Below are 24296 nucleotides of genomic sequence, written 5' to 3'. Positions count from 1 at the left end.
TGCAAGGGCTAGCTAAGAACCAAGCAACCATAAAAGGATGCTAGTATGACACAAGAAGATATTCTGCTAAATCCGTCGGCCTACGATCTCGGCATTGAAACCGTAGGAACCGGAACACTCAAGTCCCCCATGAAGGGCGTCCAGTTCGTTTCTGACAGCGAACGAGTCAGCCTGACTTGCGATGTCAAGCGCCTTCACCAGTTCTACGAAAAGAACGTTCCGGTTCCTTCCCTGGAAGCAGCTGGCCCCCGCGAAACCATTTTCCACGACCCGGCATGGACCCGAGCAGGCATCGTGACCTGCGGCGGCCTCTGCCCCGGCTTGAACAGCGTAATCAAGGGCCTGGTTCAGACCCTGTGGTTCGACTACGGTGTCCATAACATCTTCGGTATTCCCTATGGCTACCGCGGCCTCAACCCCAAGTACGGCTATTCTCCCAAGGTGCTGAACCCGGACGTAGTGGACGCCATCCAGGACGACGGCGGTACCATTCTCGGCAGCTCCCGCGGTGAGCAGGACCCGGCTATCATGGTAGACACCCTGATGCGCCTCAACATCAACGTGCTGTTCTGCATCGGCGGTGACGGTACCCTCCGCGGCGCCCACGCCATTGCCGAAGAAGTGAAGAAGCGCAAGCAGCCCATCTCCATTATCGGTATTCCCAAGACAATCGATAACGACTTGAACCTGATCGACAGAACCTTCGGTTTTGAAACCGCCGTTCTCAGTGCCACAGACGTTATCACCTGCGCCCACAACGAAGCAAACGGCGCATTCAACGGCCTTGGCCTGGTTAAGCTCATGGGTCGCGACTCCGGCTTTATCGCCGCCTACGCAGCCCTCGCCACCACCGTGGTGAACATCTGCCTGGTACCCGAAGTTCCCTTTACCCTCGAGGGCCTGTGCAAGGCTCTTGAAAGCCGCTACGACAACGGCAAGACCCACGCCGTGATTGCAGTTGCAGAAGGCGCCGGCCAGGAACTGTTCATTGGCCAGCCCGAACGCAAGGACGCAAGCGGCAACGTGCTCAAGAACGACATTGGCGAATTCCTGACCCGTAAGATCAAGGAACACTTCAACAGCGTTGGCAAGGAAATCAACATCAAGTACTTTGACCCAAGCTACATGGTTCGTAGCACTCCGGCCAAGGGTACCGACGCCATCTTCTGCTTCCAGCTGGCTGAAGCCGCCGTACACGCAGGCATGGCAGGCAAGACCGACATGGTTGTGGGCAGCATGAACAACGCATTCTCCCACGTGCCTATCGAGTACGCCGTCAACGAACGTAAGAAGATCAACCCCAACGGAACCCTGTGGCATGCCGTGCTGGGCGTAACCCGTCAGCAGGACTACTTCTCCGGAAAGGGCAAGGGCAAGAAGTAAGAAACAGGCTCCATGAGAAACCTTGTATTGGCCATGTTCCTGCTCCTGGCAGTATGCGGAGCTGCAAACGCAAACGAAAGTCTTCGTGTTGCGGACTCTTGCTATGCGGCAAGAGCAGAACGCGCCAATGGGGACAAGGCCGATGCCAAGAACGCCAAGCTGATGATTGAGAGCTACCGAAAGGCCATGGAAGATTCCACGGTACTGGAGCAGGCAACCGCAGGCCTGGTAAAGAGCCTCTACTTCAGCTTCAGATTTGTTCCTTTCGACAAGAACAAGCGAAAGGGCAAGCTGGATAGCCTCAAGACAATCAGCGAAGAGTCCTACAGAAAGTTTCCAAAGAACAAGGAGATTGCCCACATCTATGCGACGGCAATTTCCATGTGGGGTAACGAGCGTGGTGCTCTGACTTCTGTCAAGGAAGGCGTCGCTACTACAGTTCGCGATGTGGCGACGGCAGCTGAAAACTGGCAGGTACTGGGCCGAGCCCACTTTGTACTGCCCTACATTCCCCTGGTGCTTCCCTGGCCCGACAAGAAGCTTGCTGACAAGTACCTGACCATGGCACTGCAGCAGGATCCGAAGGACCTGTACAACTACCTTTTCCTGGCAGAACTGCGCTTTGACCAGAAGCGCTATGCAGACGCCCTGAACCTTATCGATCGCGGGCTTTCCCGAGGAGTACGCACCAGCTTCTTCCTCGAAGACAAGCGCGGCCGCTGGAAACTCAAGGAACTGCAGAAGCAGATCAACGCCAAGCTTGACAAGAAGTAATCGGACATAAAGACGCAATAATTCGATACTCGAACGTCGCGACAAGTCTAAAAAATCCCCGCAGTTAAACTGCGAGGATTTTTTCTTTCAGGAAACCTACGTCTAGGGCCGAACGGTCTTCTGTGAGCCGCCGGTCTTCCGACAAGCGCAGGCGACTCATCTTTATGAGTCGTCGAAGCGCGTAGCAATCGACGTCACACGTTCTTGTTTGCGACAGTCGATCGGGTCGTCTTATTAAGCCTGTGCCTGAACAGCAGTAAGAGCGATGGTATAGACAATGTCTTCCACCAAGGCGCCACGGGAAAGGTCGTTCACCGGCTTGGCGAGACCCTGGAGCATGGGGCCGATAGCGATGGTACCCTGGGCGGAACGCTGCACAGCCTTGTAGCCGATGTTACCGGCGGAAAGATCCGGGAACACGAACACGGTTGCCTTGCCAGCCACAGCAGAACCAGGAGCCTTCAGGGAGCCAACGCTGGGGGTAGTTGCAGCATCGTACTGCAGCGGGCCATCCAGGGCCATGTCGGGGCGGGCAGCCTTGGCAATGGCGGTAGCTTCCTTAACGAGGTCTGCGTCGGGGCCCTTGCCGGAATTGATGGTGCTGTAGGAAAGCATTGCAACGCGGCTGGGCAGGCCGAATGCCTTGGCGGTGTCATCGCACTGTAGGGCGATACCTGCAAGCTCTTCGGCGGTGGGGTTCAGGTTGATGGCGCAGTCGCCGTAGACGTAGGTCTGGCCAGGCAGGCACATGAAGAACACGGAGCTTACGGACTTGACACCCGGGGCGGTCTTGATGATCTGCAGGGCCGGACGGAGAGTATCAGCGGTAGAGTGGATGGCACCAGAAACGAGACCGTCCACTTCGCCCATCTTCAGCATCATGGTGCCGAGCATCACGTTGTCGGCGAGAGCTGCGCGGGCGGCTTCTTCGGTCATGCCCTTGGCCTTGCGGAGTTCAACCAGGGTGGGAACGTACTTTTCAGCAAGTTCTGCGCTGGGTTCGATAATTTCGATGTTGGCGGGGAGCTTTACGCCCTTTTCCTTGGCCACGGCTTCGATTTCAGACTTCTTGCCGATGAGCACGGGAACTGCAATGCCGCGTTCTACGGCGAGAGCTGCAGCCTGGACGGTACGGGGTTCGGAACCTTCGGGAAGAACGATGCGCTTTACGGACTTGGAAGCCTTCTGGAGGAGGCCGGCACGGAACATAGCCTGGGAAGTCTTGCGTTCAGCAGCGGGTTCAGCAAGGTTGCGGGCAATGCACTTGGGGCAATGCATAATGCGGTTGGGGCAGTACAAATCTGCGTCATCGTCACCGCAGAAAATCTTTGCGTCGAGAGCGGTAGCAAGCTTGTCGTTGAACTTGTAGGCGGCGGCACCGCTCATGTCCTGGGCGCCTTCCACCACTACAACGTCCACAGCGTCGAAGTCCTGGGCGATGAAGTCGGCAGCAATCTTTTCCATAAGCACAGCGCTATCGCCGGACTTGAGCATTTCCACAGCGGCAGCGCCGTTAAGGCAGGGTTTGTAGGTAGCGGTCTTGAGACCTGCTGCAGCGACGGCATCCACTGCAACCTTGACCTTGGCGGCCATATCGGCAGCGGCAACGAGATATACGCGATTCATTCTAAAATCTCCTGTTTTTTCAAAAATTCGCTTAAAAATGGTTATTACGACCTAAAAATTAGGTTTTAACCCCGCCCGTGGCACAGTATTTTTTGAAAAAAACTTAAAAAGTCCACAAACACTCCCAAAAACATCGTCAAAATACGCAATTTACGGGGAAGTCCACGCTATTTCTAATTCATTGACAATCAAAGAAATGCGGATAGAGTTCCCTCTCTTGCACAAGCAAGAAAAGTTTACATTCCTTTTACCCCTCAGCCCTTTGTACAGATGTAAAAAAAAGTTATTTTTCGTCCAGGTTTTTAGGGTTTTGATTAGGGAAATATAGGAGAGAACGGATGAGGTTACTGAACCTGTTCCGGAGCATAGCAGTTTGCTTGGCTCTGTTTTTTATTTCCGCCAACGCGCAAGACGAAAACAAGATTGTCGCAAAGGCACATGTCATTTACGACGGCAACGGCCTCTACTACGCCGATAATGAAGCCAACTTCAAGTTCAAGTCACTTTCCATGGGAAGCGACGGAATGTTCCATATTGAGTTCAAGGGGGAACGTCTCAAGGCTTCGGCCATCAACGACCGTAAGCTGAGATTCGGCCTCCAGTGCCAAGAAGGCAAGAGCACCTGCGATTCCTTGCTGTTCAAGGACGAGGCGGCCCTCCCCACTTTGAAGGAAATCTTCCCCGACTATGTGGAAGGGGACACCACCCAGCCCATTTACGAAGTATGGATTGTCTTGAACGACGACGGCACCATGGACGTAAGGAACGCCAAGCCCACTGACGTCTACATCCCGGTCCCTGTTACAAAGACGGTGCGCCTGCTTCCCCCGTGGTCCAACACCACAGCCATCATGAAGGTCAATGGCAACGATACCAAGATGAAGCCCATGCAGTCTCCGTACTGCGGATGGCTCGAATCCACGATCAACATCCTTCCCAAGGAAGTATACGTAGCCTTTGAACAGACCATCGGCGAAACCCGCATCGGCAGCCAGGGCATTATCAAGGGAATGGACGTTCCCGTAGAAGAAGAAATCCTGTTGGACTCCCTTCTTGAAATTGCAGACACCATCTGGATCATGGCCAAGTACGGCATGCCCGAAATGTCTACCGTCTACCCCGAAGAACTGGGAGACTGCCCCACCAAGATTTTGCCTGTGATGATGTTTGACTGGCTCCATGGCGACGGCAACGACGAAGCCAACGCCAAGGCACAGGTCGGCATGACTAGCCAGGACTTCGGTACCGGCGGCTGCGCTCAGTTGACCAAGGGCATGGTGGAAGAGGAACTTGGCCCCAACGGCGTGCCGGTTCGTGCCGCAAATTTCCCCGAGAACTGCAAGATTACAGACCATCTGGACTACTGGTTCCTGCCTGAAACCCTGGAAGTGGTCAACGGCAAGGCCTACACCAACGTCACATGCCGTAACCTGGAATTGAACCTGGATAACGACGGTTTCTGGCTTGGCCAGAAGAACAAGGAAAGTCCCGAAAAGGGCTTGTTCTTCCTAGATGACTTTAAGTTCCTCGATTCTGCAGGAACCATTCCGAACCCCTACTTCGACTGGATCAAGGGTAACGACATGGGAACCCACAACTACGGTTTCACCATGAAAATCCAGGCCCAGTTCGAATATATTCCCGGTCAGTACTTTGAATTCTACGGCGATGACGACGTCTGGGTGTTCATCAACAACAAGTTAGTGGTGGACATCGGCGGTCAGCATCACCAGTCCAACGGTTCCATCGACTTGAAGAAGCTGGACCTCACCCCAGGTGAAACCTATCCGTTCCACATCTTCTATGCAGAACGACATAGGGACGAATCCAACTTCAAGATGCGCACCTCCATCGACCTGAAGACTGACGCAAGCATGTTCTTCCAGAATCTTTCCGACGATGAAAAGCTTATCAAGAAGGAAGTCTGGCAGAAGGTCTTTGAACGCGAACTGGCCTGCGACTTTAGCTCCAGCCCCGAAAAGACAAAGATCGAACTTGGTCCTTCCAACTTTACCCTGTTCGGCAAGGGCGTCTCGAAGGGCGGCCTCCTGTTGAAGCAGGATTCCCTCTACTTCGGCGGCATCTCCATCGAGAACGACTACACCCAGGTTACAGTGGATCTCAAGGCTCTTGGCAAGGCAATGCTTCTGCCTCCGGGAACCTACTACATCCGCGTAAGCCTGAAGAGCAACCCCGACGCCTACAAGGACATCTACTTCACTGTGGATCCCTACGAACTGCCTAACCTGGCATTCGCAAGCGTAAAGGACTCCAACTACTTTACCATCGACTTCGAAACCGAGGACACTCTGCGCTATACCCAGTTCTGGTCTCCCTTCGGTAGCGAACTGGATCGTAACGTCAGCAGCGACACCCTCCCCATCAGCCTTATCAAGGACGAAAAGATGTGGGCCGGCCGCCTCTACCCGGTGAACATCATGTACGCCGAAGAATGGGCAACCATGTACAGCGGCATTGCCGTAAGCATCACGACCTCCGACAAGAACCTGCTCCCCTGCGACTCCATGGGCAACGCCATTAACGAAGTCCTCCTCCAGCAGGGTCACGCCAGCTTCTTCGTAAAGGGTCTCGACGAAATCGTTAACGCCTCCCTGACTGTTTCAAGCGCAGGCGCCAAGAACCAGTCCATCAGCTGGACAAACATCAACATGGCCGTACCTCCGGTGCCCCAGATCGAAGTCGCCTACATCTATGACCGCGATGGCGATGGACGCTCCGACAGCATCTGGATCCAGTTCAACAAGCCTCTTGGCGGCCAGAGCATTCTGGATTCCGCAAGATTCATCTTTAGCGAATTCAATGAATACTTCGAAGAGACCTACACCGCAAGCTACGTCGATGGCGCCACCGAAGCATCCATCATTGCCAATGGCCGCGGCAACGGTTTCGGCACAGCCATCTTTACCGGCGGCAAGGAAAAGGCTTACTCCGGCAAGATCAATATCTGGTACACCTATACTGACGAAGAAAACGGCAAGCAGTCCATATTCCCTGTGGATGGCGCTCTTACCGACCGCGTAGGCCCCGTAATTACCGCCGCCGAAGTGGAATACATGGGCGACGGCAACACCCTTCTCAAGATGACTTTCAGCGAAGGCGTCAATGGCGAGAATGCAAGCACAGATCTATTCAGGTTCCATGTCTGGAAGGATGGCGTGCAGGATTCCACCATCAAGGAAGCCAGCGATATCGGAACCATCCCTGCAAACCAGTGGAGGCTCGTCTTCCCCAAGGGCATGGAAACGGATTACATCCCGGCCGTAGGCGACTCTGTCCGCTTCACCCCCATTACAGTCGGTGGCGAAGCCAAGGACCTTGTGGATGTAGGCCCCCACGACAGGAACCCCTGGGTCCGTATTACCGGCGAACAGCGCGTTACCGTTACAAGCCCCAGTGTTATTACCTTGGACAAGGGTTCCGCAACGTTTGATAGCGCAAGGGTCATTATCACAAGCCCCAACGCCACCGTGCCCAAGCTTGTCAAGAGCGAAACCACCCTGAACGCAGAACAGGTTGCAGCAATCTACGGTACCCAGGGCCACTACCTGGGCGACCTGGACATGAAGACCCTTGTTGAAAACGAAATCGCAGAAATCGTCAAGGCAGCGCAGTCCACAGCAGCCTACTTCGACAAGGACGCTCCCACAAACCCGGACGGTACTCCCACGGTGACCTACACCATCGAGGAGCTCATCAAGAAGGTTTCCACCGGCGAGCTTTCCATCAAGGATGCCAAGAAGAAGTACGGTGTTAGCGATGTCATCGTGGATGCTTACAAGAACGGCCTCCTGACCGCAGAGAACATAAGCAACTACACCCGCGGAAGCGATTCCGATATTCAAAAGATCGTTGACGCCGTGGCAGACAACACCGTTCTCTACTACGAGGCTATCTACTACACAAGCCTTGGCCAATACGTGAACAGACAGTCTGAAACCATCAGCTGCAACGCAGACATCTTCAAGGATGACGGCGCCAAGAACTGCCTGGGTAACGAAGGTCGATTCTTCCTGGCCTGGAACATGCGCGCCGAAAATGGTCGCCTGGCCTCCACCGGCGTATATATCGCCCGTCTCCAGATCAAGATCAGGGTCAACAGCAAGGTCATTACCGACCGTACCCAGGACTTCCTCTGGGGTGTCCGCCGCGGCGACGTGAACGCCATTGACCTGGGTCTCTAATCAAAAAAAACTGAAATCAGCCCGTTTTTTCGAAAGACTTCCTGAAAAATGGAAGTCTTTCTTTTTTTTTACACATTCAAGGCGGTAAAACCGTGTTACAAGTGTGTAAGAACTTTATAGCCTTATTGCTTATTTCATTAAAAAAATTTATTTCTAGTGTAAGAAAATCAGTACAGGTAAAGGGTTTAATCCCTTAATGGAGAGATTGGATGTGGTGTAATGAAAAGAAGAGGGCAGTTCAGCTGCGCCCCTTAAAATTGTTGAGTACATTATTCCTGACTTTGAGTACCGCCGCCATTGCGGCGAACTATACCGCCGATGTCGACTACGACGGTACAATTTTCTATAAGGTCGTAAACAACAATGGCACCCAGAGCCAATCCTGCAGAACGGCTGGCGACGGAATCAGCTATTCGACAACCCAGCTGAACAAGAGAAATTTCATATTCTACATCGACGACAAGTGCTCCAAGGAACTGGTCAATATTCCCGGTAGCCAGCTTTTCAAAAGCGGAAACAACGTTTCACTGACCATCGCCGAAGACGGAACCTGGAAGGCAGAGGCACCCAAGCCCTCTGACCCGGGAAAGCCCGGTGCAGAATCCTCCTCATCTTCCGCAAAAAGCAGTTCCTCTGTCGCTACTGAACCAGGTAAGGATCCCGGTGCAACTCAGCCCGGTGACAAGGACCCGGGCAAGAACCCAGGCGGAAACACCGGAACCAAGAAGAAGGTCATCAACTTCCTTACTCCCTGGACAAACACCAACGCCATTCTTTTCCTGAACGGCGATTCCGTCGCCACCATGACCGCACTTGACAAGTACTGCGGTTGGTTCAAGGCATCCGTCACACCTTCCGAGGCAGGACTCAATGTTTTCTTCAAGCAGACCATCGGTACGAATTTCGTAGGCGCGGAAGGCATGGTAAGTGAAGAGCCTACTGCCGCCACAGAAATCAACCTGGATTCCATCGCAGCCCTTACCGACACCATTTGGGTGCAGGGCTACAAGAATGACGCCCCCGCCGTATTCAGCAAGTACCCCGGCGTTCTGGGAGACTGCCCCCTGAAGAAGTTCCCGGTAACAGTCTTTGACTGGCTCCACGGCACTGGCGGCGATGGTGATGGAAAGGGACAAAACGGCGACCCCGCCAACGGTATCAGCGCTGACTTCGGTTCTGGTGGCTGTAACAGCGTCAAAGGCATGGTCCAGTACGACTTGGGCAAGAATGGTGTTCCTGTTCCCTCCGATCCCTTCCCGTCAAAGTGCTTGAGAACCACCCATCTAGCCGACTGGTTCCTGCCAGAAGTTGTAGCCAAGGACGACAAGGGCAACGAATATACCAACATGACCTGCCGAGACATTTACATCTCCATGGATGACGAAGGTTTCTGGCTGGCAGAAGTTTCCAAGGATCGCATTTCCAAGGGTAACGAGAACAACAAGGGCGGCATGTTCCTGTTGGATGATTTCAAGTATCTTGATGATGCGGGCACTATCGAGAACCCCTATTTCGACTGGCTCAACGGCAGCGGTGGCAACCACAACTTTGGCTTTACCGTAAAGATCCAGGCCCAGTTCGAATATGTTCCCGGTCAGTACTTCGACTTCTATGGTGACGATGACGTGTGGGTGTTCATCGATAGGCGCCTTGCCGTAGATATCGGTGGCCAGCACGCCCAGGAAGCAGGTGCAGTGCTCCTTGACACCATCGGTCAGAACAACGGCAAGAAACTGGTTCCCGGCGAGACCTATGATTTCCATATCTTCTACGTAGAACGCCACACTAGTTCCTCCAACTTCCGCATGCGTACTTCCATTGACCTGCAGGTGGACGCATCCATCTTTGTCACCTCCGACAAGCGCGGTACTGCAACCAATTACGGCGTATGGCAGATCAACAAGAAGAACAAGCTCTCCTGCGGCCTCGACGCAAGCAACACCGAAGTGGATACTACCGGCGGTGCATCCAACTTCCGTCTTACTGGAGGTAACCTGGCAGAACCCGAGATTCTTGAACCGGGCAAGACATATTACGAAGGCCTTGTCATCCTTAACGATTCTACCTTCAGTATCGACTCCGCAAAGATCGTAGACAATTACGCCCTGGCTCCCGGCCATTACTTCCTGGAAATTACCTTGAAGTCCGATCCCAGCCAGTCCACCGTCATTGAAATCACCATTCCGTCTTACGCCATTCCGACCGTAGCCTTTGCAGACGACAAGTGGAAGATTCTTGGCAAGGAAGTAAGCGGCGATACCCTACAGATCGGTGACTGGGCATACGCCACCTACCAGGTGAACATCACCTTCTTGGAAGAATGGGCACAGGTCTCTACTTACAACAAGAAGATCAACCTGACCTTCTCCGACCCAAACATTGACATTCTGGATACCATCGGCGGAAAGAAGATTTCCAGCGTCATGCTGGACGAGAACGCCCACGCCACATTCTACGTCCACGCCAACGCTCCTGTCGAAGGCGTAACGCTTACCGCCAAGGGCGCCGCCGCGGCAGCATCCTCCTGGATCAACCTGAACTTCAAGGAACCGCCTATTCCCCGTGTGTCTAACGCCATCATCGTCGACCGCAACGGCGACGGCCGTGCCGACAGCATGTTCGTCCAGTACGATCGCAAGCTGAAGGGCGAGACCACCCTGGACTCCATCCAGTTCACCTTCGGCGAAGCCTTTGCAACAACTACCAAGTACATTGTGCTGGATAACGGAACCGACCTGGTCATTACTGCCGAAACCATGGGCAATGAATGCTCCGACGACAACTGTGGATTTGGCAGCCGTCAATTCACCGGTGGCAACAGCGAGCCCTACACCGGCAAGATCAATTCCTGGTTTACTTACTCCAAGGACGGCAAGTCCACCCAGTTCAATACGGAAAACGATCCCATCGACGATGGCGTCGGCCCCATCATTCTCAAGGCCGTCAAGGCCAAGCGTAGCGATGGCAACCGCGAACTGACTCTGACTCTCAGTGAGGCAATCACCGACGAATCCCGCGATGCCTATCTTGAAATGTTCGAACTGATCTGCATGCGCGCCGGTGTCAAGGAAAATCCCGAGAACCCGGTACAGCAGGGCGGCAGCGACAACACCGTCATCCTGATCTACAGTCCCTCCACCGAAGACGCCATCATGCCTGACAATGGAGACCTGATCCACTTTGCAGTCGATGAAAACACAATCACTCAGGACCTTCTCGGAAATCTTCCCCACAAGAACAATCCCTGGGTAACCATCACCGGTGACCAGGAACTGAGTAACGAAAGCCCGGGTGTGGTTGCCGTTGGCGAGGACCCCTACGGAATCATCTCCAAGAAGGAAACCACCCAGCCGACCCTCATTACCAATACGACCCAGGATGCACAGAGCATCGGCGACTCCCTTGGTGTGCAAGGCAACCTGATTGACTTCGACATTTCCAAGATTATGTTCGAGGAAACCCAGAAGGACATCAACGCTCTCGACGCCTTCGTAGAATCCAAGTTGGGCAGCACCACCAGCTACGACACAGTCATCACCAGCATGACCGAGACCGAGGCAAGGGACATGATCTTCCAGGATATTGCCGCAGGTGTCCTCGGTGGCGAAGTTGGCGAAGGCTACACAATCAGCGACGAGACCGTGGCCGCAGTCATGGAAGGAACCATCACTGCAGAGAACTACACCAGCAAGCTTCCCAAGGACCAGGTGGCTGCAATCAAGATGCTGATTGACGTCAGCGTAGAAAACAGCCGCGACACCACCATCTCCATTGGCAACATTTCCACCGTCACCCAGGCAGACCTGTACGACGCAATCCGCAGGGGCGATATGGATGAGGAGTTGAAGAAGGCTGGCGTAAGCGAAACCCTTATCGAGGCAATCAAGAACGGAACCTTGAACGAATACAATGTTGAAGAATTCCGCAACGGTTCCAAGTCCCTGGTATCCGACGATGCCGTAGAACTCTACTACCAGACCCGCTACTACAGCCAGCTTGGCGAATATGTGGGCGGTGACGCAAACACCATCAGGTGCTCCGACGAATCCGTCTACGGCGAAGGCGGCTGCCTTAAGAACAAGGGCAAGATCTTCCTGGCCTGGAACATGCGTGCAGACGACGGCCGCGTGGTCGGTACCGGCGTGTACATCGCACGACTCCAGATCAAGATCAAGGTCAACGGCAAGACTACCATGGACCAGACCCGCGACAAGCTCTGGGGCGTACGTCGCGGCCAGGTAAACCAGCTGGACCTGGAAATGTAAGACTCCCGCGGGGCGAACACCGCCCCCATTCATTAAAGAGCTTCTCTCTCACCAAAAATAAAAGAAGACCGTGCTTGTTTGCACGGCCTTCTTTTTTAAGGTTTGATTCCAGGATTGCCCCGGCGCCACCTTACACGAAGTTGTACAGCTCTGTGATGTCCTCGTTGTTCTTGTCGTACATCCAGAACTGGTTCACGTGGGCGTGTTCGTCTTCCACCAGGTTGATCTTCATGAAGTGCTTGGCTTCGAGATAGCGGAAGATGTTGCAGTCGTCCTTGCAGAGTTCATCCACAACGGCGGAGCTTACAACCAAGGTAACGTCACGCATGCGGCCCTTGGCCTTGGCGCGAGCCATCCAGCGGTCGATCATGCCCAAGGTGCCAGCGAGAGTACCGATGCGGCCACCGCCACAGCAGACGGCGCAGACTTCGGTCTTTTCGGTCATGAGGTTCACACGGACGCGCTTGCGGGTCACTTCCATCAGGCCGAACTGGCTAATGGGAGACGGGCTGATAGGAGCCTTGTCTCGACGGATTGCCTTGCGGAATTCGTTGTAGACCGTTTCACGTGCGGACTCGTCGATCTCGGGGAACTTGATAATGATGAGACCGCCAACATCACGAAGACGCAACTGCTTGGCGATTTCCTGACAAGCTTCCTGGCAGACTTCCAGACCGCGGCACTTGTGGCCCTCGTTCACCTTGATGGACACGAGAGCTTCGGTCTGTTCAAGGATGAGGCTACCGCCGGAAACCGGCAGAGGAACCTTACGCTGCAGGGAGCGAGAGTAATCGTTCTCGATCTTGAAGTTTTCGAACAGGCTTACCTTCTCGTTCCAGAACTTCACCTTGTTCAGCTTGTCCGGAGACAGGCGCTGCAGGTACTCGCGAAGGGCAAAGTACTCTTCGCGATTGTCGATGTATACGAAGTCGGTGTTGTCGCTGAAGTATTCGCGGACAGTCTGTTCGATGGAATCGGACTCTTCGTAGATGCAGGTTTCGGCAGGCTGGTTTTCGAAGTTGAACTTCGTCTGTTCCCACTTGCTTTCCAGTTCGCGCATCTGCTTGTTGATTTCGAACTCGGATTCGTTCAGGCCGTTGGTACGGACGATATAGCCCACATCGCGGCCCTTCAGGCGCTTGACCACCTTCTTGAATTCACGACGCTTGGCCGGGTCGCGTTCACGCTTGGACACGCCGACGAAGTTGGTACCCGGCATGCAGACCAGGAATCGGCCGGCAAAGCTCAGGTGGGTCGTCAGACGGGCACCCTTGGTGCTGATAGGTTCCTTAACAACCTGCACCATGATTTCCTGACCTTCCTGGAGAATCTCGTCGATGGAGATTTCCTTGGAAGAACCATCCTCGTCATCGTCGTCGCCATATTCGCGGCGCAGCAGTTCGTTACGGTCCATGGCGTCTTCCTGATGGAGGAAGCCAGCCTTCTCGAGACCGATATCGATGAACGCAGCCTTCAGTGCAGGAAGCACCTTCTGGACCACGCCCTTGTAAATGTTGCCCAGCACGCGGGTAGAGGAAACGCCTTCCACCACCAGTTCCACCAGTTCGCCGTCTTCCATGATGGCGATACGCTTTTCGTAGGGAGTCTTACTGATGAGGATTTCGCGCTTGCACTTGCTGCGGCTGTCGTTTCTGGAGTTCTTGGAACGCTTGGGAGCGGAGACCTTGACCGGCTTTTCCATATCGGCAAAGTTGTAGAGGTCAGTGATGTCTTCCTTGTTCTCGTTGTACATCCAGAACTGGTTCACGTGGGCGTTCTCGTCCTGGATCAGGTCGATGGTCATGCCATGCTTGTGTTCCAGGTAGTTGAACATGCGGCTGCGGTCCTTGCACATGACGTCAACCACGTAGGGGTTGGTCACCAGGGTAACCTGATGGAGGTTGCCCTTGGCCTTGGCACGGGCCATCCAGCGGTCGATCATGCCGAGAGTGCTTTCCAGGGTTGCCGTACGGCCACCGCCACTGCAAACCGGACACACATTGGTCTTGCCGCCAATGGGGTCCACATGGATACGTCTGCGCTTCACTTCCATCAGGCCGAACTGGCTAATGGTAGCAGGAATCACCTCCGCCTTGTCGCGGCGGATTGCCTTGCAGAACTCATTATAGACCGTGGTATTGTCGGCCTCGGTCTCCATATCGATAAAGTCGATGATGGTCAGGCCGTCCACATCACGGAGACGCAACTGCTTGGCGATTTCGCGGCAGGCGTCGATATTGGTTTCAAGGATGATCTTTCCCTGGTCCTTGCCGTGAACCTTAGGTCCGGTATTCACGTCGATGGACACGAGGGCAGCGGTCTGTTCGATAACCAGGTTACCGCCACGAGGCAGGGGAACGGTACGCTGCAGGGAGCGGGCGTAGTCGTTTTCCACCTTGAAATATTCAAAAAGGCTTTCGGCGGAACTCCAGAGCTTCACCTTGTCCAGCTTGTCCGGAGACAGGGACTTCAGATCGTCACGGAGGGAGAAGTACTCGTCACGGTTATCGATGTAGACGTAATCCGTATTCTCGTTGATGTATTCGCCAATGGCACGCTTGGTAGAATTGGATTCCTCGTACAGGCAGCCGGCACCATTCAGGTTGGCAAAGTTTTCCTTGATGCTTTCCCACTTGGTTTCCAGGCCACGCATTTCCTGGGTCAGTTCCACCTCGGAGGCATTTACGCCTTCGGTACGGACGATATAACCCACGTCGCGACCCTTGGTACGATTGATCATACGCTTGATGTCGCTACGCCTTGCCGGATCCTTTTCACGCTTGGAGACCCTAATCAAGTCGGTACCGGGCATGCAGACCAGGAGGCTACCGGCGAGATTCAGCTGCATGGTAAGTCCGGCACCCTTCTTTCCGGAAGGTTCGGCATTTACCTGCACCATGATCTCGTCACCTACATGAAGCACACTTTCGATGCTTGCAACGGGAGCCACGTCGTCATGGTCATTCTTGCCCCTGGGAGCATTCCTGTCCACCACATCTTCCTGCAGAAGAACGCCATCGGCATCCAGACCCACGTCTACGAACGCGAGCTTTCCAGCGATAACCTTCTGCACAATTCCCTTGTAGATGTTGCCGAGAACCTGGGTCGCATTGCCGCTATCTACGATAAGCTCAACAAGTTCACCATCTTCCATGATGGCATAGCGCTTGTCGTAGGGCGTCTTGCTAATCAGAATTCCACATTTACACTTATTCGTCATTAACAACCTAGGTAGTTCAAAAACATGATAGTCGATAAAACTTCCCCATATAACTGGGGACTCTAAATATAATTATGATTTACGATTTATGAATTACGAGACAGGGGCAATAAGGGCGAAAAACGCCATTATGTGGAGAGGGGGAAGCCTCCCCCTCGTTCAAGCCTGTTTCACTGTCTTTCCCTACCCCCTCTGCGGGGAGACCCCGCAACGCCCCCGTGGGGGAACGAACAGCACCAAAGCCGCAAATTTCTATATTAGGGGGCAAGAGACAGCAACATGGCCCTGATACTATCCCTTATATTCTTTGCCTGGTTCATAAGCAACATCGTTCGCGGAACCATTTCCCACCAGGGCAGCGACTATCATTTCAGGGAACATCCCATCCCCTTTATCATCATCCAGATCTTTCTGCTTGGCTTCGGGCTCTTCTGCCTGAACCGATTCCTGAACGAAATGGGAATCCACCTGATTTAATTTGTATGTAACAAAATCTGTATAAGCGTCAGTTCAAATGGGTTGGCGGAGCGCCGGCGCTGTTCTTGATGGCGGCCTGCTTCACTTCCACGATCTTGTCGGCGATGGCACGGGCCTTTTCCGTAAGCCACATCCAGGATTGGGTGGCAGGGCTGTAGTCCGCCTCGCCGAACATCTGCACACGGCCATCACGGCGGAGAGCGTCCACCTGCTTGAAGCCCTTTACGTCGCCCTTGGGGTAAACCGCAAAGGTGCTGCCGCCGTTATAATTCAGGATACTGAAGGCGGGTACGTCACTGGGGCCGTCGGCGATGTACACCATGTTCTGGAAGGGAACACGGCGGACTTCTCGAGCGATGGAGGAATTGACGTCGATGGTCTCGGGATACTTGTTGCTACCCTTGTTGATCTCGAAAAGATAGCGGGTCTTGGAAGTGTTATCCAGGGCGCAGGCGATCTGGGAGATTTCTTGGACCCTATCGGTCGTGCCTCCCTCCAGGGTGACGTTCGATACAGCGTCATTCTGGAAACCCTTGTGGTCGATAGAACCCAGGGTGACGTTCGACACAGCGTCATTCTGGAGCCCCTTGTGGTCGATAGAACCCAGGGTGACGTTCGACACAGCGTCATTCTGGAGACCCTTGTGGTCGATAGAACCCAGGGGGACGTTCGATACAGCGTCATTCTGGAGACCCTTGTGGTCGATAGAACCCAGGGTGACGTTCGACACAGCGTCATTCTGGAGACCCTTGTGGTCGATAGAACCCAGGGTGATGTTACCGTCCAAGAAACCAGGCTGCAAAACGTCCTCGATGAACTCGCAGCCAAATACGCCATCCACATAGGGCGCGATGGCGCTACCCTTGATGGTTTCCGCAAAGCCGGTGCTGACCACGTAATGCTCCACCCGGATGTCAAAAGCCATGTACTTGGGGTCTTCCTCGATCAGTTTCTTGATTTCGCCAAAGAAGTCGGGAAGACCGGGATAGAATTTCAGTTCCTTTCCGAACTCACGAAGAAGCTTGTTGGAAAGTCCCTTGAAGATACCCGCCTTCACATAGGTCAAGATGTGATTCAGGTAGCAAGTGTCAGAATTGACAGAAATTCCCTGGGCGCCGTAGCGAGCCTTCAGGGCATTCACCTCGGCCCAGAATTTTGCTCCGTCGATATTGAAGTAACGGAACAACGGCTCCTGCATATAGGAGCTGATGAGAGTCTTGTCGCAGTCCCATACCAGGGCAATTACATTCTGTTCAAAAGCGGAATTTGACATATAGACCTCGTTCCTCAAACCCTGTACCAAAAGTCTTGAGCCTATTTTGTTATAAAGAACAGTTCCGGATTAATCGGATTTCCCTTGACTCGGATTTCATAATGCAGGCCAACGCTGGTTTCACGACCGCTTTCGCCAATGATGGCAATGGGCTGACCGCGACGCACCAGGGATTCCGGCGGCACAAGGGCCTTGCCCAAGTGGGCGTAGAACGTGCGGACACTCTTGGCATGCTCAATCTTCATGGAAAGTCCAAAGCCGCGATGGCTGCGGATTTCGCTTACAAAGCCCGCACCGGTCGCATAGACCGTATCGCCTTCAACCGCCACGTAGTCAATTCCGCGATGGGGCAACTCGCTATCAGTAAAGGGATCGTACACCATCTCGAAACGCTTCTTGATGGCATGTCCATTTTTTAGGGGATGGAGCACCGGAATCTTCGCCGCCAGGGCGCTGTCCTTTTCAAGAGCAGTCAGCAGCTTCTTGAAGGTGGATTCCATTTCCATCAGGCTCTTCCTGGATTCAATAGTTTGTTCGTAATCAACGGAAGATTCCAGCGCAAAGCCAAGGCCGCTCTTTCGAAGGGTGCTATCGCGAAGGGCGCGGGTCTCTTCCGCCTTGAGGATGGATTCGTCAACGGAAGCACGAATCGTCTTCAGTTCCTTACGGATGGAGGAATTCTGACGATGGAGAGCCGTAATGTTTCCGCTCGTTATGTTGTCTAAAATCGAAACGGGAGAGAACATCAGGTAGCCGGCCACGGCAGCCACAACGCAAAGCACAAAGAGTACGGCCTTCACCAGGGAAAGGCTAAAGCTCTTTCCGCTAGAGGTCTTGTTGGGGAATACGTGAATCTCAAGCTTCTTCACTTTCAGCTTCGCCCGGGTTGTTGATTCGGTCTTCAAGGTCCTTGATACGGCGCTTCTGCTCCTCGATGGCGCCCAACAGTTCCACTACAGAGGGGTCGTCCTTGATGGTTGCAAGCAGGTCGTCGCGAACGGCTCCGTGGAGCTTCTGGCCCAGTGCCTGGAAGCGCTTTTTCAGCTTGGATTCCTCGGTTGCCAGTTCTACACGCAAAAGAGCAGTGGATGCAAATCCCACAGCCTTGTTTTTAAGCTTATTTAGAGGTGTTTTATCCATAAAAAATTTCCTCGTGTCCATAAAAAAATTAGTTTTTTATCTGTAAACAAAATGGAGAATTCTATGAGTCGTAAGGATCGTAGACACGCAAAACAAACCGTAAAGAATTTTACGCCCAAGAAAAAGAATGCCTTGAATACTTGGGTGATTGTTGCTATCGCAACCGTCGCCGTGGTTTTCTTCGTGGGCACCATGCTTATCCAGAGAGGCGCATAAATGAAGTTTGAAGTCAAAAAGGCCGCATTGCAGGAAGCTCTGCAGACTGCAATTACCGCAATTCCTAACAAGTCTACCCTTCAGATTCTTAACAACTTCTCCCTGCGCCTCGAAGGCAACATCCTCGAGCTCTGCGCTACGGACTTGAACCTGGGTATCAGGACCAAACTTGAAGTAAACGGCGAACGCGACGGCGAAGTCCTTATCAACGCCCGCAAGTTCTCCGAAGTGGTCAAGGCTCTGGTAGACCCCTCCATCGAAACTATCAGTGTAGACGTCCAGGATTACCTGACCCGCATCAAGTGGAGCGACCTCGGTCAGTCCTCCCTCATGGGTTTTGACGCCAGCGACTTCCCTCCGTTCCCCGAAGTCGAAAGCACTTCCCTTACCTTTGCAGCTAGCGAACTTGCATTCCTCGTCGAAAAGACCGCATTTGCAGTTTCTAGCGACTCCACCCGCCAGAACTTGAACGGCGTGTTCCTCGAAGCCGTAGACGGCAAGGTTTCCATGGTTGCTACCGACGGTCACCGCATGGGCCGCGCAAGCATCGAACAGGAAGGCGCCAACCTCGACGGTGGCGTGATTATCCTGCCCAAGGTTCTCCAGCAGATTCTCCGCCTGGCCAAGAACGACGAACAAATCGAAGTCCGTACTACCGAGACCCACATCCTGTTCAGCACCGGCAACACCCAGATTATTTCCAAGCTGTACGAAGGCCCCTATCCCAACTACCGCGCCGTGATTCCGCAGAACTTCGAACGTACCGTACAGGCTAACGTTACCGACCTGCAGAACAAGGTCCGCAGCATCTTGCCGATGGCTAATCCCCGTACTCACCAGATCCGTTTCCAGATCAACGGCAACAACATGGAACTGTCTGCAACCGACCCGGATGTAGGCGGCGAATCTCGCGACTCCATCGCTGTTACCCACAACGGTGAAGGCAGCTTCAGCATTGGTTTCGATGGTCGCTACATTTCCGAAATCCTCGGCATGTGCAAGAGCGAAGAAGTTGTTCTCAAGATGAACAACCCCATCAGCGCTTGCATTATCGAACCGGTCGGCGAAGACATGGGCTTCAGCTTCCTGCTGATGCCGCTGCGTCTTACCGAGTAAGATGGCGCCCAAGGTTCGCAACCTTACGGCGAACCTTACAACGCAAGAAATTAAAAGACTCCGCAAAGGCGGGGTCTTTTTTTAGTGATTATTTCCACCTAGCCCAGTTCTACTCGTTATAAGTCAATCAGCGGCTTGTTTTAGTTGTATCACTTTGTACATAATTATTAAAAACATTCCACCCACTTTCCCTTGGTAACAGCCCTGTTATAAATAGGAGCGATCATCCCATTTTCCTTCATGGACCAGACAACCAGATAGCTGGTGCACATATCAACCAGGTGAGCGCAGTAGCGTGCCCTAGCATAAGAATGATGCTCTGAATTAAAACAAGACACGATAAGAAGCCTTCGACTGCGAATCGCACGTTTGCAAAAATCTGGAAGTTTCGGCGGAAGGCTACAGCCCATAAACCATACGGCATAGCCTCCATATTTCAACACGAAATAGAGCAACTCGCACTCCGCCTTGGAATGGAATGTTCCTACAATACAGCGATGTTCCCTGCCCTTTTTCATGGCCCACTGTTCGCGAATGATTCCCACGGCGGGATCCTCCGAACGCGAGGCAAAGACCCCAATACGCGATAGCGGTTCCTCCAGCAGCTTCTTGTTGCCGATACACTTCATGCCAACCATTTTCAAGCCCTTCATGCTTCCTCCCGGTTTAATACCTCGCAAAGTGTGGCGAGTTCTCATCGAAATGAAAAATTCGTACAGACATCCCGCCAGATACACCTACACAAGGTATTCATGGATAAAAAAAGACCGCGCTGCGGTCCACCAGATTTCCGGTCTACGCAGGAAGCGATCTATAAACTATAACAACGCCGCAACTTCAATGCAGCAGGAATAATCTACAAAATCATACTAGGTAAAAACCACATTAGTTGCGAACGCAACGTACGGAGCGAGCCTCACCTTTATCGTAAGGCTTAACGAGGGCTTCCTTGCTGCTAAAGGAAAGATGAAGATAGAAGGCGAAAGCAGGCTCGTTTGGGTCTTCCGTTGCACTCCAGAAATGAGCATAGCCGCCGATGCCATCGAACTTGCCTACAGGTGATTCGCTGGAAGCGTCGGGCTGGCCGCTGGAGTTTTCCGCCGCGGCCATGTAGCCGGCAGGGAGTGCGTTGAAGTGAACCGCGTCAGTGCCGTTTCCTTTCTTAAACCAACCGCTGGATGATTTGAGTAACCCGCCAACAGTTGTAACGTTTGCAGCTTGGGCCATAGCCGCTCCGCGAACGTCCGCAGCCATCGTCGCCATGAACATGGCATCGAACTCATCGGCGGAAGGCAAGTGCCATCCTGCAGGGCATGCTTTCTGCGCTGCCGCCCATGTATATAGGCGACCGTATTTTTTGCAGTTGCGATCGTCGCCGTCGGGGCAGAAGGATGCGAGAGTCGCGCCGTTAGAAACGTTGACATTCGGGTTGGCCGCGCCATCTTTCGGGTTAATCGCGCCGGCATCAACAGCGCCTGCGAAGTTCAGGTTTTCCGCCATCCAGATTTGGTTGCCGATTTGCACCATGTCGTAGGATTGACCGTCACGATCGTCGGTGAAGGAGTTGTTGCAGGCAGTAATGATGCAGAACAGCAGTGCGTAAAAAACACAGACGAATACAGTTGAAAACATTCTCTTGAGACTCATTGGTTTCATAAATAGTATTTTTTATTCCAGCCTTTTTTATCCAGAGAAGTCTATGTCCGAAATTTTCACCAAGTACATCGCCAACGAAGAGCATTACAGCGAAGTCATCGAGCGTATCGCAAAAGTTCGCGACACCCTGTGGATTGGTACCGCCGACATCAAGGACTTGTATGTAAAGCAGAACGACGAGGCCATTCCCCTGCTGGGACAAATTGCGGGCCTGCTGAAAAAGGGCGTGGGCGTGCGCCTGGTTCACGCCAAGGAACCGGGCCCAAATTTCCGCGAAGACTTTGACCGATTCCCGATTTTGGCCACAGACCTGGAACGAGTGCTTTGCCCCCGCGTACATTTCAAGATGGTGATTTTTGACCTGGAAGTGGCCTACATCGGATCTGCCAACTTGACAGGTGCGGGCATCGGCATGAAAAGTGCTTTCAAGCGTAATTTTGAAGCCGGTATTTTGACTAATGATCCGCAAATCGTCGAAGCCGCCATCAACCAGTTTGACACCCTATGGATGGGCGCCCACTGCAAGAACTGCGGTCGTCAGGAATATTGCGGGGACAGGATTAAGTAGGGCTAGGGATTCTTGACACAACGAACGGAAAAAGCGCCGTACTTACCGTAGTTGATCACGCTTGCACCCTCGCTGCCGTAGAGCAAATCCAGGCTGTACGCGTCGTCACTATAGCTCTCCGTAGAAGACCAGAAGACTGCGCCGTAGCCCTCGCCGTAGAAGCCGAGGTCGCTGTAGTAGTCGCCTGCAGGCAACGCCCCAAAGCCGAGGCCGTCAGTCCCATTGCCTCTCTTTCCGTCATTATCTTTCCAGCCAGTAGTGGACTTCAGCACGGTTCCTGCCTTGTCGATATCACCAGCCTTTTGACCGGCAAGTTTTTCTAATTCCTCAAATTCTTCCTTGCTGGGCAGGTGCCAGCCATCCGGGCAAGCGGTAACGGCTTCTCTCCAAACATAAAGGCGGCCATACTTGTCGCAGTTTTCGGGTTTGTTATCGTAACACTTGCTTTCATCGGTCTGATAATTCAGATTCTCCGCCATCCATTCCTGGTTGCCAATCTTTACAGTCTTATAGGTCTTGCCATCACGGCTATCCTTCATTGTCGCGGCATAACTTGCCGATGCCGCTAGAAACACAATCAGAACAGCACCCATCTTCGCAATAAAATTCTTCATAACATTTTCTTTGTTTTGTACAAGGTTATAATAGAAATTTTGTCTAAAATTCCATTATCGTTTCATAATTTCGGCAAAAAAATCATGCTGACTACTTTCAACATGGATTGATCCAAATACATTACAGCAAATACTTCCTCGCCAGCGCCTCCACGGTGGCGGGGTTCAGCGGGCGTTCCTGTGTTTCCATTGTAAAGATGAGGGATTCGCCAGGGAAGATTCCGTTGGCGGTGTAGGTCTCGAATTTTCCAAGAGTTTCTGCGATGTATTCGGGGTCGTCCATTCGCCCGAAATGTTCCCAGATGAATTCGCGGCGGGTGCGAATGTTGAGGCAGGTGAAATCGGGATGGAATGTTACGGTGCGGCGGGAGCTGCCGTGTTGGCGGCCACCATCTTGTTTATTGCCCAGCGGGTTGTGCAACGAGTCGCTGGTGCGGCCTTTTGCCGCTGCGTCACCTCGACCGCGGCTGTTTCTGCGGACTTTCAGCTGGTGGGGAAATTCATAGCGGTAGGGAATTTTCAGACGGTCAAGGGTATCCGCGATGATGACCTCCGACTTGGAGCGCACCCGCTCCCCGCGGGAGGTTTCCAGCAGGGGCGCGTCGGCAGCCATCCCCTTCCCGCTGTACTTTACCGCAAGCCAATGCTCCGCAAATTCTTCGTCGGGAAGACGCACTGGCTGTACAAATTTTCTGCGGGCCGGCAGCAATTTCTCAAAAATATCGTGCAGCCGCTTCGGACAAAAAGATTTCAAAAAACGATCAACAGCCTTCAATTCCCGCTGCATTTCTGCAAGGACTGTCTGGTCGTATTCTTTCTGCGCCAACCGGGCAATAGTTTTTGATTCCATTTGTGGCAAATAATCGCCCCACTCTGGAGAAGAGTCCGTCACATGATAGTAGTAGACACCACTTTCCCTCTGCGCAATTCGCAGGCGACCTTCAGGCGCATTCTTCAAGTTACGTGATTTCGTCTCAATTGCAGCAAGAAGCTCTTCCGCTTTTGCTTGCAACGAAGACAGGTCAACATCAGGAGACAAAAGTTCCTTGATATTCATAGATCCTCAGGACATGTGTTGATATAGCAAAAGCGCTCGCACTCGCAAGCGAAAACATATAGTAAAAGGCAGCTGTGTTGCTACGAGAGCGCAACAGAGTTGTGAATGACAGGAAAATACGATTTTAGGGTTCGAAAAACAATCTTTTGAAAGTTGCGAAGTCATTTTTTCGGATTTTTTGTCACTAAACAGATTTAATTTTGAATTTAGTGACACAAATATTAGTTTGTTCAGAACAATTTTAAACCAAGGGGTGATCTCGGCAACGAATTTTTGTCACCATTTGTTTGGTTATGGGTATTTAGTGACACGAAAATTACCCGAACCCAACCCGAAGAAGACAAAACACATTACTTTGTTCAAAATTTTTGTCACCAAACAAACCAATTTTTCGATTTAGTGACAAAATTCTGGCAAAAACACCCTTCCAAAGACCATATTTTGCCCATTCGACGAGCGCCCTGCCACCGCAAATGGCCACGCAACTCCACAAACAAGCTGCAGCCTTCCCAAAGGCATACAAAAAGCCCGCAGCGTTGAACTGCGGGCTGTTTTTTCGTCACTGGATCCTTCGCGACGTCCTCACGGACTTGCTCAGGATGACACAGAGGGGCAGGCGCTTTGATCACCCGCTGCATCCCAATGTACTATTTCGTGAATGCGTCGTAGATGGCCTTGATGGCCTTGTTCATGTCGTCTTCATCCACAC

General features: G+C 52.8%; 17 protein-coding genes. 8 read left to right on the top strand and 9 right to left on the bottom strand.

What is annotated here, in order from left to right; translation table 11 throughout:
- The first annotated feature begins 45 nt into the window (after nucleotides 1-45).
- Entirely contained in the window at nucleotides 46-1383 is a 1338-nt protein-coding gene (locus MJZ26_10810) for an ATP-dependent 6-phosphofructokinase (protein MCQ2106269.1), read from the top strand.
- A 12-nt stretch (nucleotides 1384-1395) separates the two neighbouring features.
- Nucleotides 1396-2157 (top strand): hypothetical protein, encoded by a 762-nt coding sequence (locus MJZ26_10805; protein ID MCQ2106268.1) that lies wholly within the window; start codon nucleotides 1396-1398, stop codon nucleotides 2155-2157.
- 234 nt (nucleotides 2158-2391) lie between these two features.
- On the opposite strand, the gene pta is transcribed toward MJZ26_10805, so the two are convergent.
- The gene (gene pta / locus MJZ26_10800) at nucleotides 2392-3783 is read right to left on the bottom strand and encodes a phosphate acetyltransferase (protein ID MCQ2106267.1); all 1392 of its coding nucleotides are present in this window, start codon (nucleotides 3781-3783) and stop codon (nucleotides 2392-2394) included.
- 338 nt (nucleotides 3784-4121) lie between these two features.
- On the opposite strand from pta, the gene MJZ26_10795 reads away from it, so the two are divergent.
- Nucleotides 4122-7985, top strand: a complete 3864-nt coding sequence (locus MJZ26_10795) for a fibro-slime domain-containing protein (protein ID MCQ2106266.1) — start codon at nucleotides 4122-4124, stop codon at nucleotides 7983-7985.
- Between the two features lie 209 nt (nucleotides 7986-8194).
- A complete protein-coding gene (locus tag MJZ26_10790) occupies nucleotides 8195-12250 on the top strand; it encodes a fibro-slime domain-containing protein (GenBank protein MCQ2106265.1) in 4056 nt (1351 codons plus the stop codon).
- 130 nt (nucleotides 12251-12380) lie between these two features.
- On the opposite strand, the gene MJZ26_10785 is transcribed toward MJZ26_10790, so the two are convergent.
- Nucleotides 12381-15470 carry an Rne/Rng family ribonuclease gene (locus MJZ26_10785; GenBank protein MCQ2106264.1) on the bottom strand — a complete coding sequence of 1030 codons (3090 nt, stop codon included), beginning with the start codon at nucleotides 15468-15470 and terminating at the stop codon, nucleotides 12381-12383.
- A 279-nt stretch (nucleotides 15471-15749) separates the two neighbouring features.
- Between MJZ26_10785 and MJZ26_10780 the strand changes: the two genes are divergently transcribed.
- The gene (locus MJZ26_10780) at nucleotides 15750-15947 is read left to right on the top strand and encodes a hypothetical protein (GenBank protein ID MCQ2106263.1); all 198 of its coding nucleotides are present in this window, start codon (nucleotides 15750-15752) and stop codon (nucleotides 15945-15947) included.
- A gap of 28 nt (nucleotides 15948-15975) precedes the next feature.
- Here the strand turns inward: MJZ26_10780 and MJZ26_10775 are convergent, their stop codons facing one another.
- Genes MJZ26_10775 through MJZ26_10765 form a run of 3 tightly spaced genes read right to left on the bottom strand, consistent with a single transcriptional unit; the run spans nucleotide 15976 to nucleotide 18360 of the window.
- Nucleotides 15976-17220 carry a hypothetical protein gene (locus MJZ26_10775; GenBank protein ID MCQ2106262.1) on the bottom strand — a complete coding sequence of 415 codons (1245 nt, stop codon included), beginning with the start codon at nucleotides 17218-17220 and terminating at the stop codon, nucleotides 15976-15978.
- Between the two features lie 41 nt (nucleotides 17221-17261).
- A complete protein-coding gene (locus tag MJZ26_10770) occupies nucleotides 17262-18089 on the bottom strand; it encodes a M23 family metallopeptidase (protein MCQ2106261.1) in 828 nt (275 codons plus the stop codon).
- The gene (locus tag MJZ26_10765) at nucleotides 18076-18360 is read right to left on the bottom strand and encodes a hypothetical protein (GenBank protein MCQ2106260.1); all 285 of its coding nucleotides are present in this window, start codon (nucleotides 18358-18360) and stop codon (nucleotides 18076-18078) included. The genes MJZ26_10770 and MJZ26_10765 overlap by 14 nt, the downstream gene beginning before the upstream one ends.
- A gap of 63 nt (nucleotides 18361-18423) precedes the next feature.
- Between MJZ26_10765 and MJZ26_10760 the strand changes: the two genes are divergently transcribed.
- Both MJZ26_10760 and dnaN read left to right on the top strand, forming a co-directional pair.
- Entirely contained in the window at nucleotides 18424-18576 is a 153-nt protein-coding gene (locus MJZ26_10760) for a hypothetical protein (GenBank protein ID MCQ2106259.1), read from the top strand.
- Nucleotides 18577-19692 carry a DNA polymerase III subunit beta gene (gene dnaN, locus MJZ26_10755; GenBank protein ID MCQ2106258.1) on the top strand — a complete coding sequence of 372 codons (1116 nt, stop codon included), beginning with the start codon at nucleotides 18577-18579 and terminating at the stop codon, nucleotides 19690-19692.
- 167 nt (nucleotides 19693-19859) lie between these two features.
- Here dnaN and MJZ26_10750 read toward each other — a convergent pair whose 3' ends face one another.
- Together MJZ26_10750 and MJZ26_10745 are read right to left on the bottom strand one after the other, a co-directional pair.
- The gene (locus MJZ26_10750; protein MCQ2106257.1) at nucleotides 19860-20345 is read right to left on the bottom strand and encodes a hypothetical protein; all 486 of its coding nucleotides are present in this window, start codon (nucleotides 20343-20345) and stop codon (nucleotides 19860-19862) included.
- A 232-nt stretch (nucleotides 20346-20577) separates the two neighbouring features.
- A complete protein-coding gene (locus tag MJZ26_10745) occupies nucleotides 20578-21324 on the bottom strand; it encodes a fibrobacter succinogenes major paralogous domain-containing protein (protein MCQ2106256.1) in 747 nt (248 codons plus the stop codon).
- A gap of 67 nt (nucleotides 21325-21391) precedes the next feature.
- Between MJZ26_10745 and MJZ26_10740 the strand changes: the two genes are divergently transcribed.
- Nucleotides 21392-21916, top strand: a complete 525-nt coding sequence (locus tag MJZ26_10740; GenBank protein MCQ2106255.1) for a phospholipase D-like domain-containing protein — start codon at nucleotides 21392-21394, stop codon at nucleotides 21914-21916.
- A gap of 2 nt (nucleotides 21917-21918) precedes the next feature.
- Here the strand turns inward: MJZ26_10740 and MJZ26_10735 are convergent, their stop codons facing one another.
- Nucleotides 21919-22530: a fibrobacter succinogenes major paralogous domain-containing protein gene (locus tag MJZ26_10735; GenBank protein MCQ2106254.1), complete on the bottom strand. Its 612-nt coding sequence runs from the start codon at nucleotides 22528-22530 to the stop codon at nucleotides 21919-21921.
- A gap of 121 nt (nucleotides 22531-22651) precedes the next feature.
- Nucleotides 22652-23587 (bottom strand): hypothetical protein, encoded by a 936-nt coding sequence (locus MJZ26_10730; GenBank protein MCQ2106253.1) that lies wholly within the window; start codon nucleotides 23585-23587, stop codon nucleotides 22652-22654.
- Between the last annotated feature and the right edge of the window lie 709 nt (nucleotides 23588-24296).

Source organism: Fibrobacter sp. (assembly GCA_024398965.1).
GTDB lineage: Bacteria > Fibrobacterota > Fibrobacteria > Fibrobacterales > Fibrobacteraceae > Fibrobacter.
Note: the sequence above shows the minus strand (reverse complement) of the source record. Positions and strands in the feature narration are given on the sequence as shown.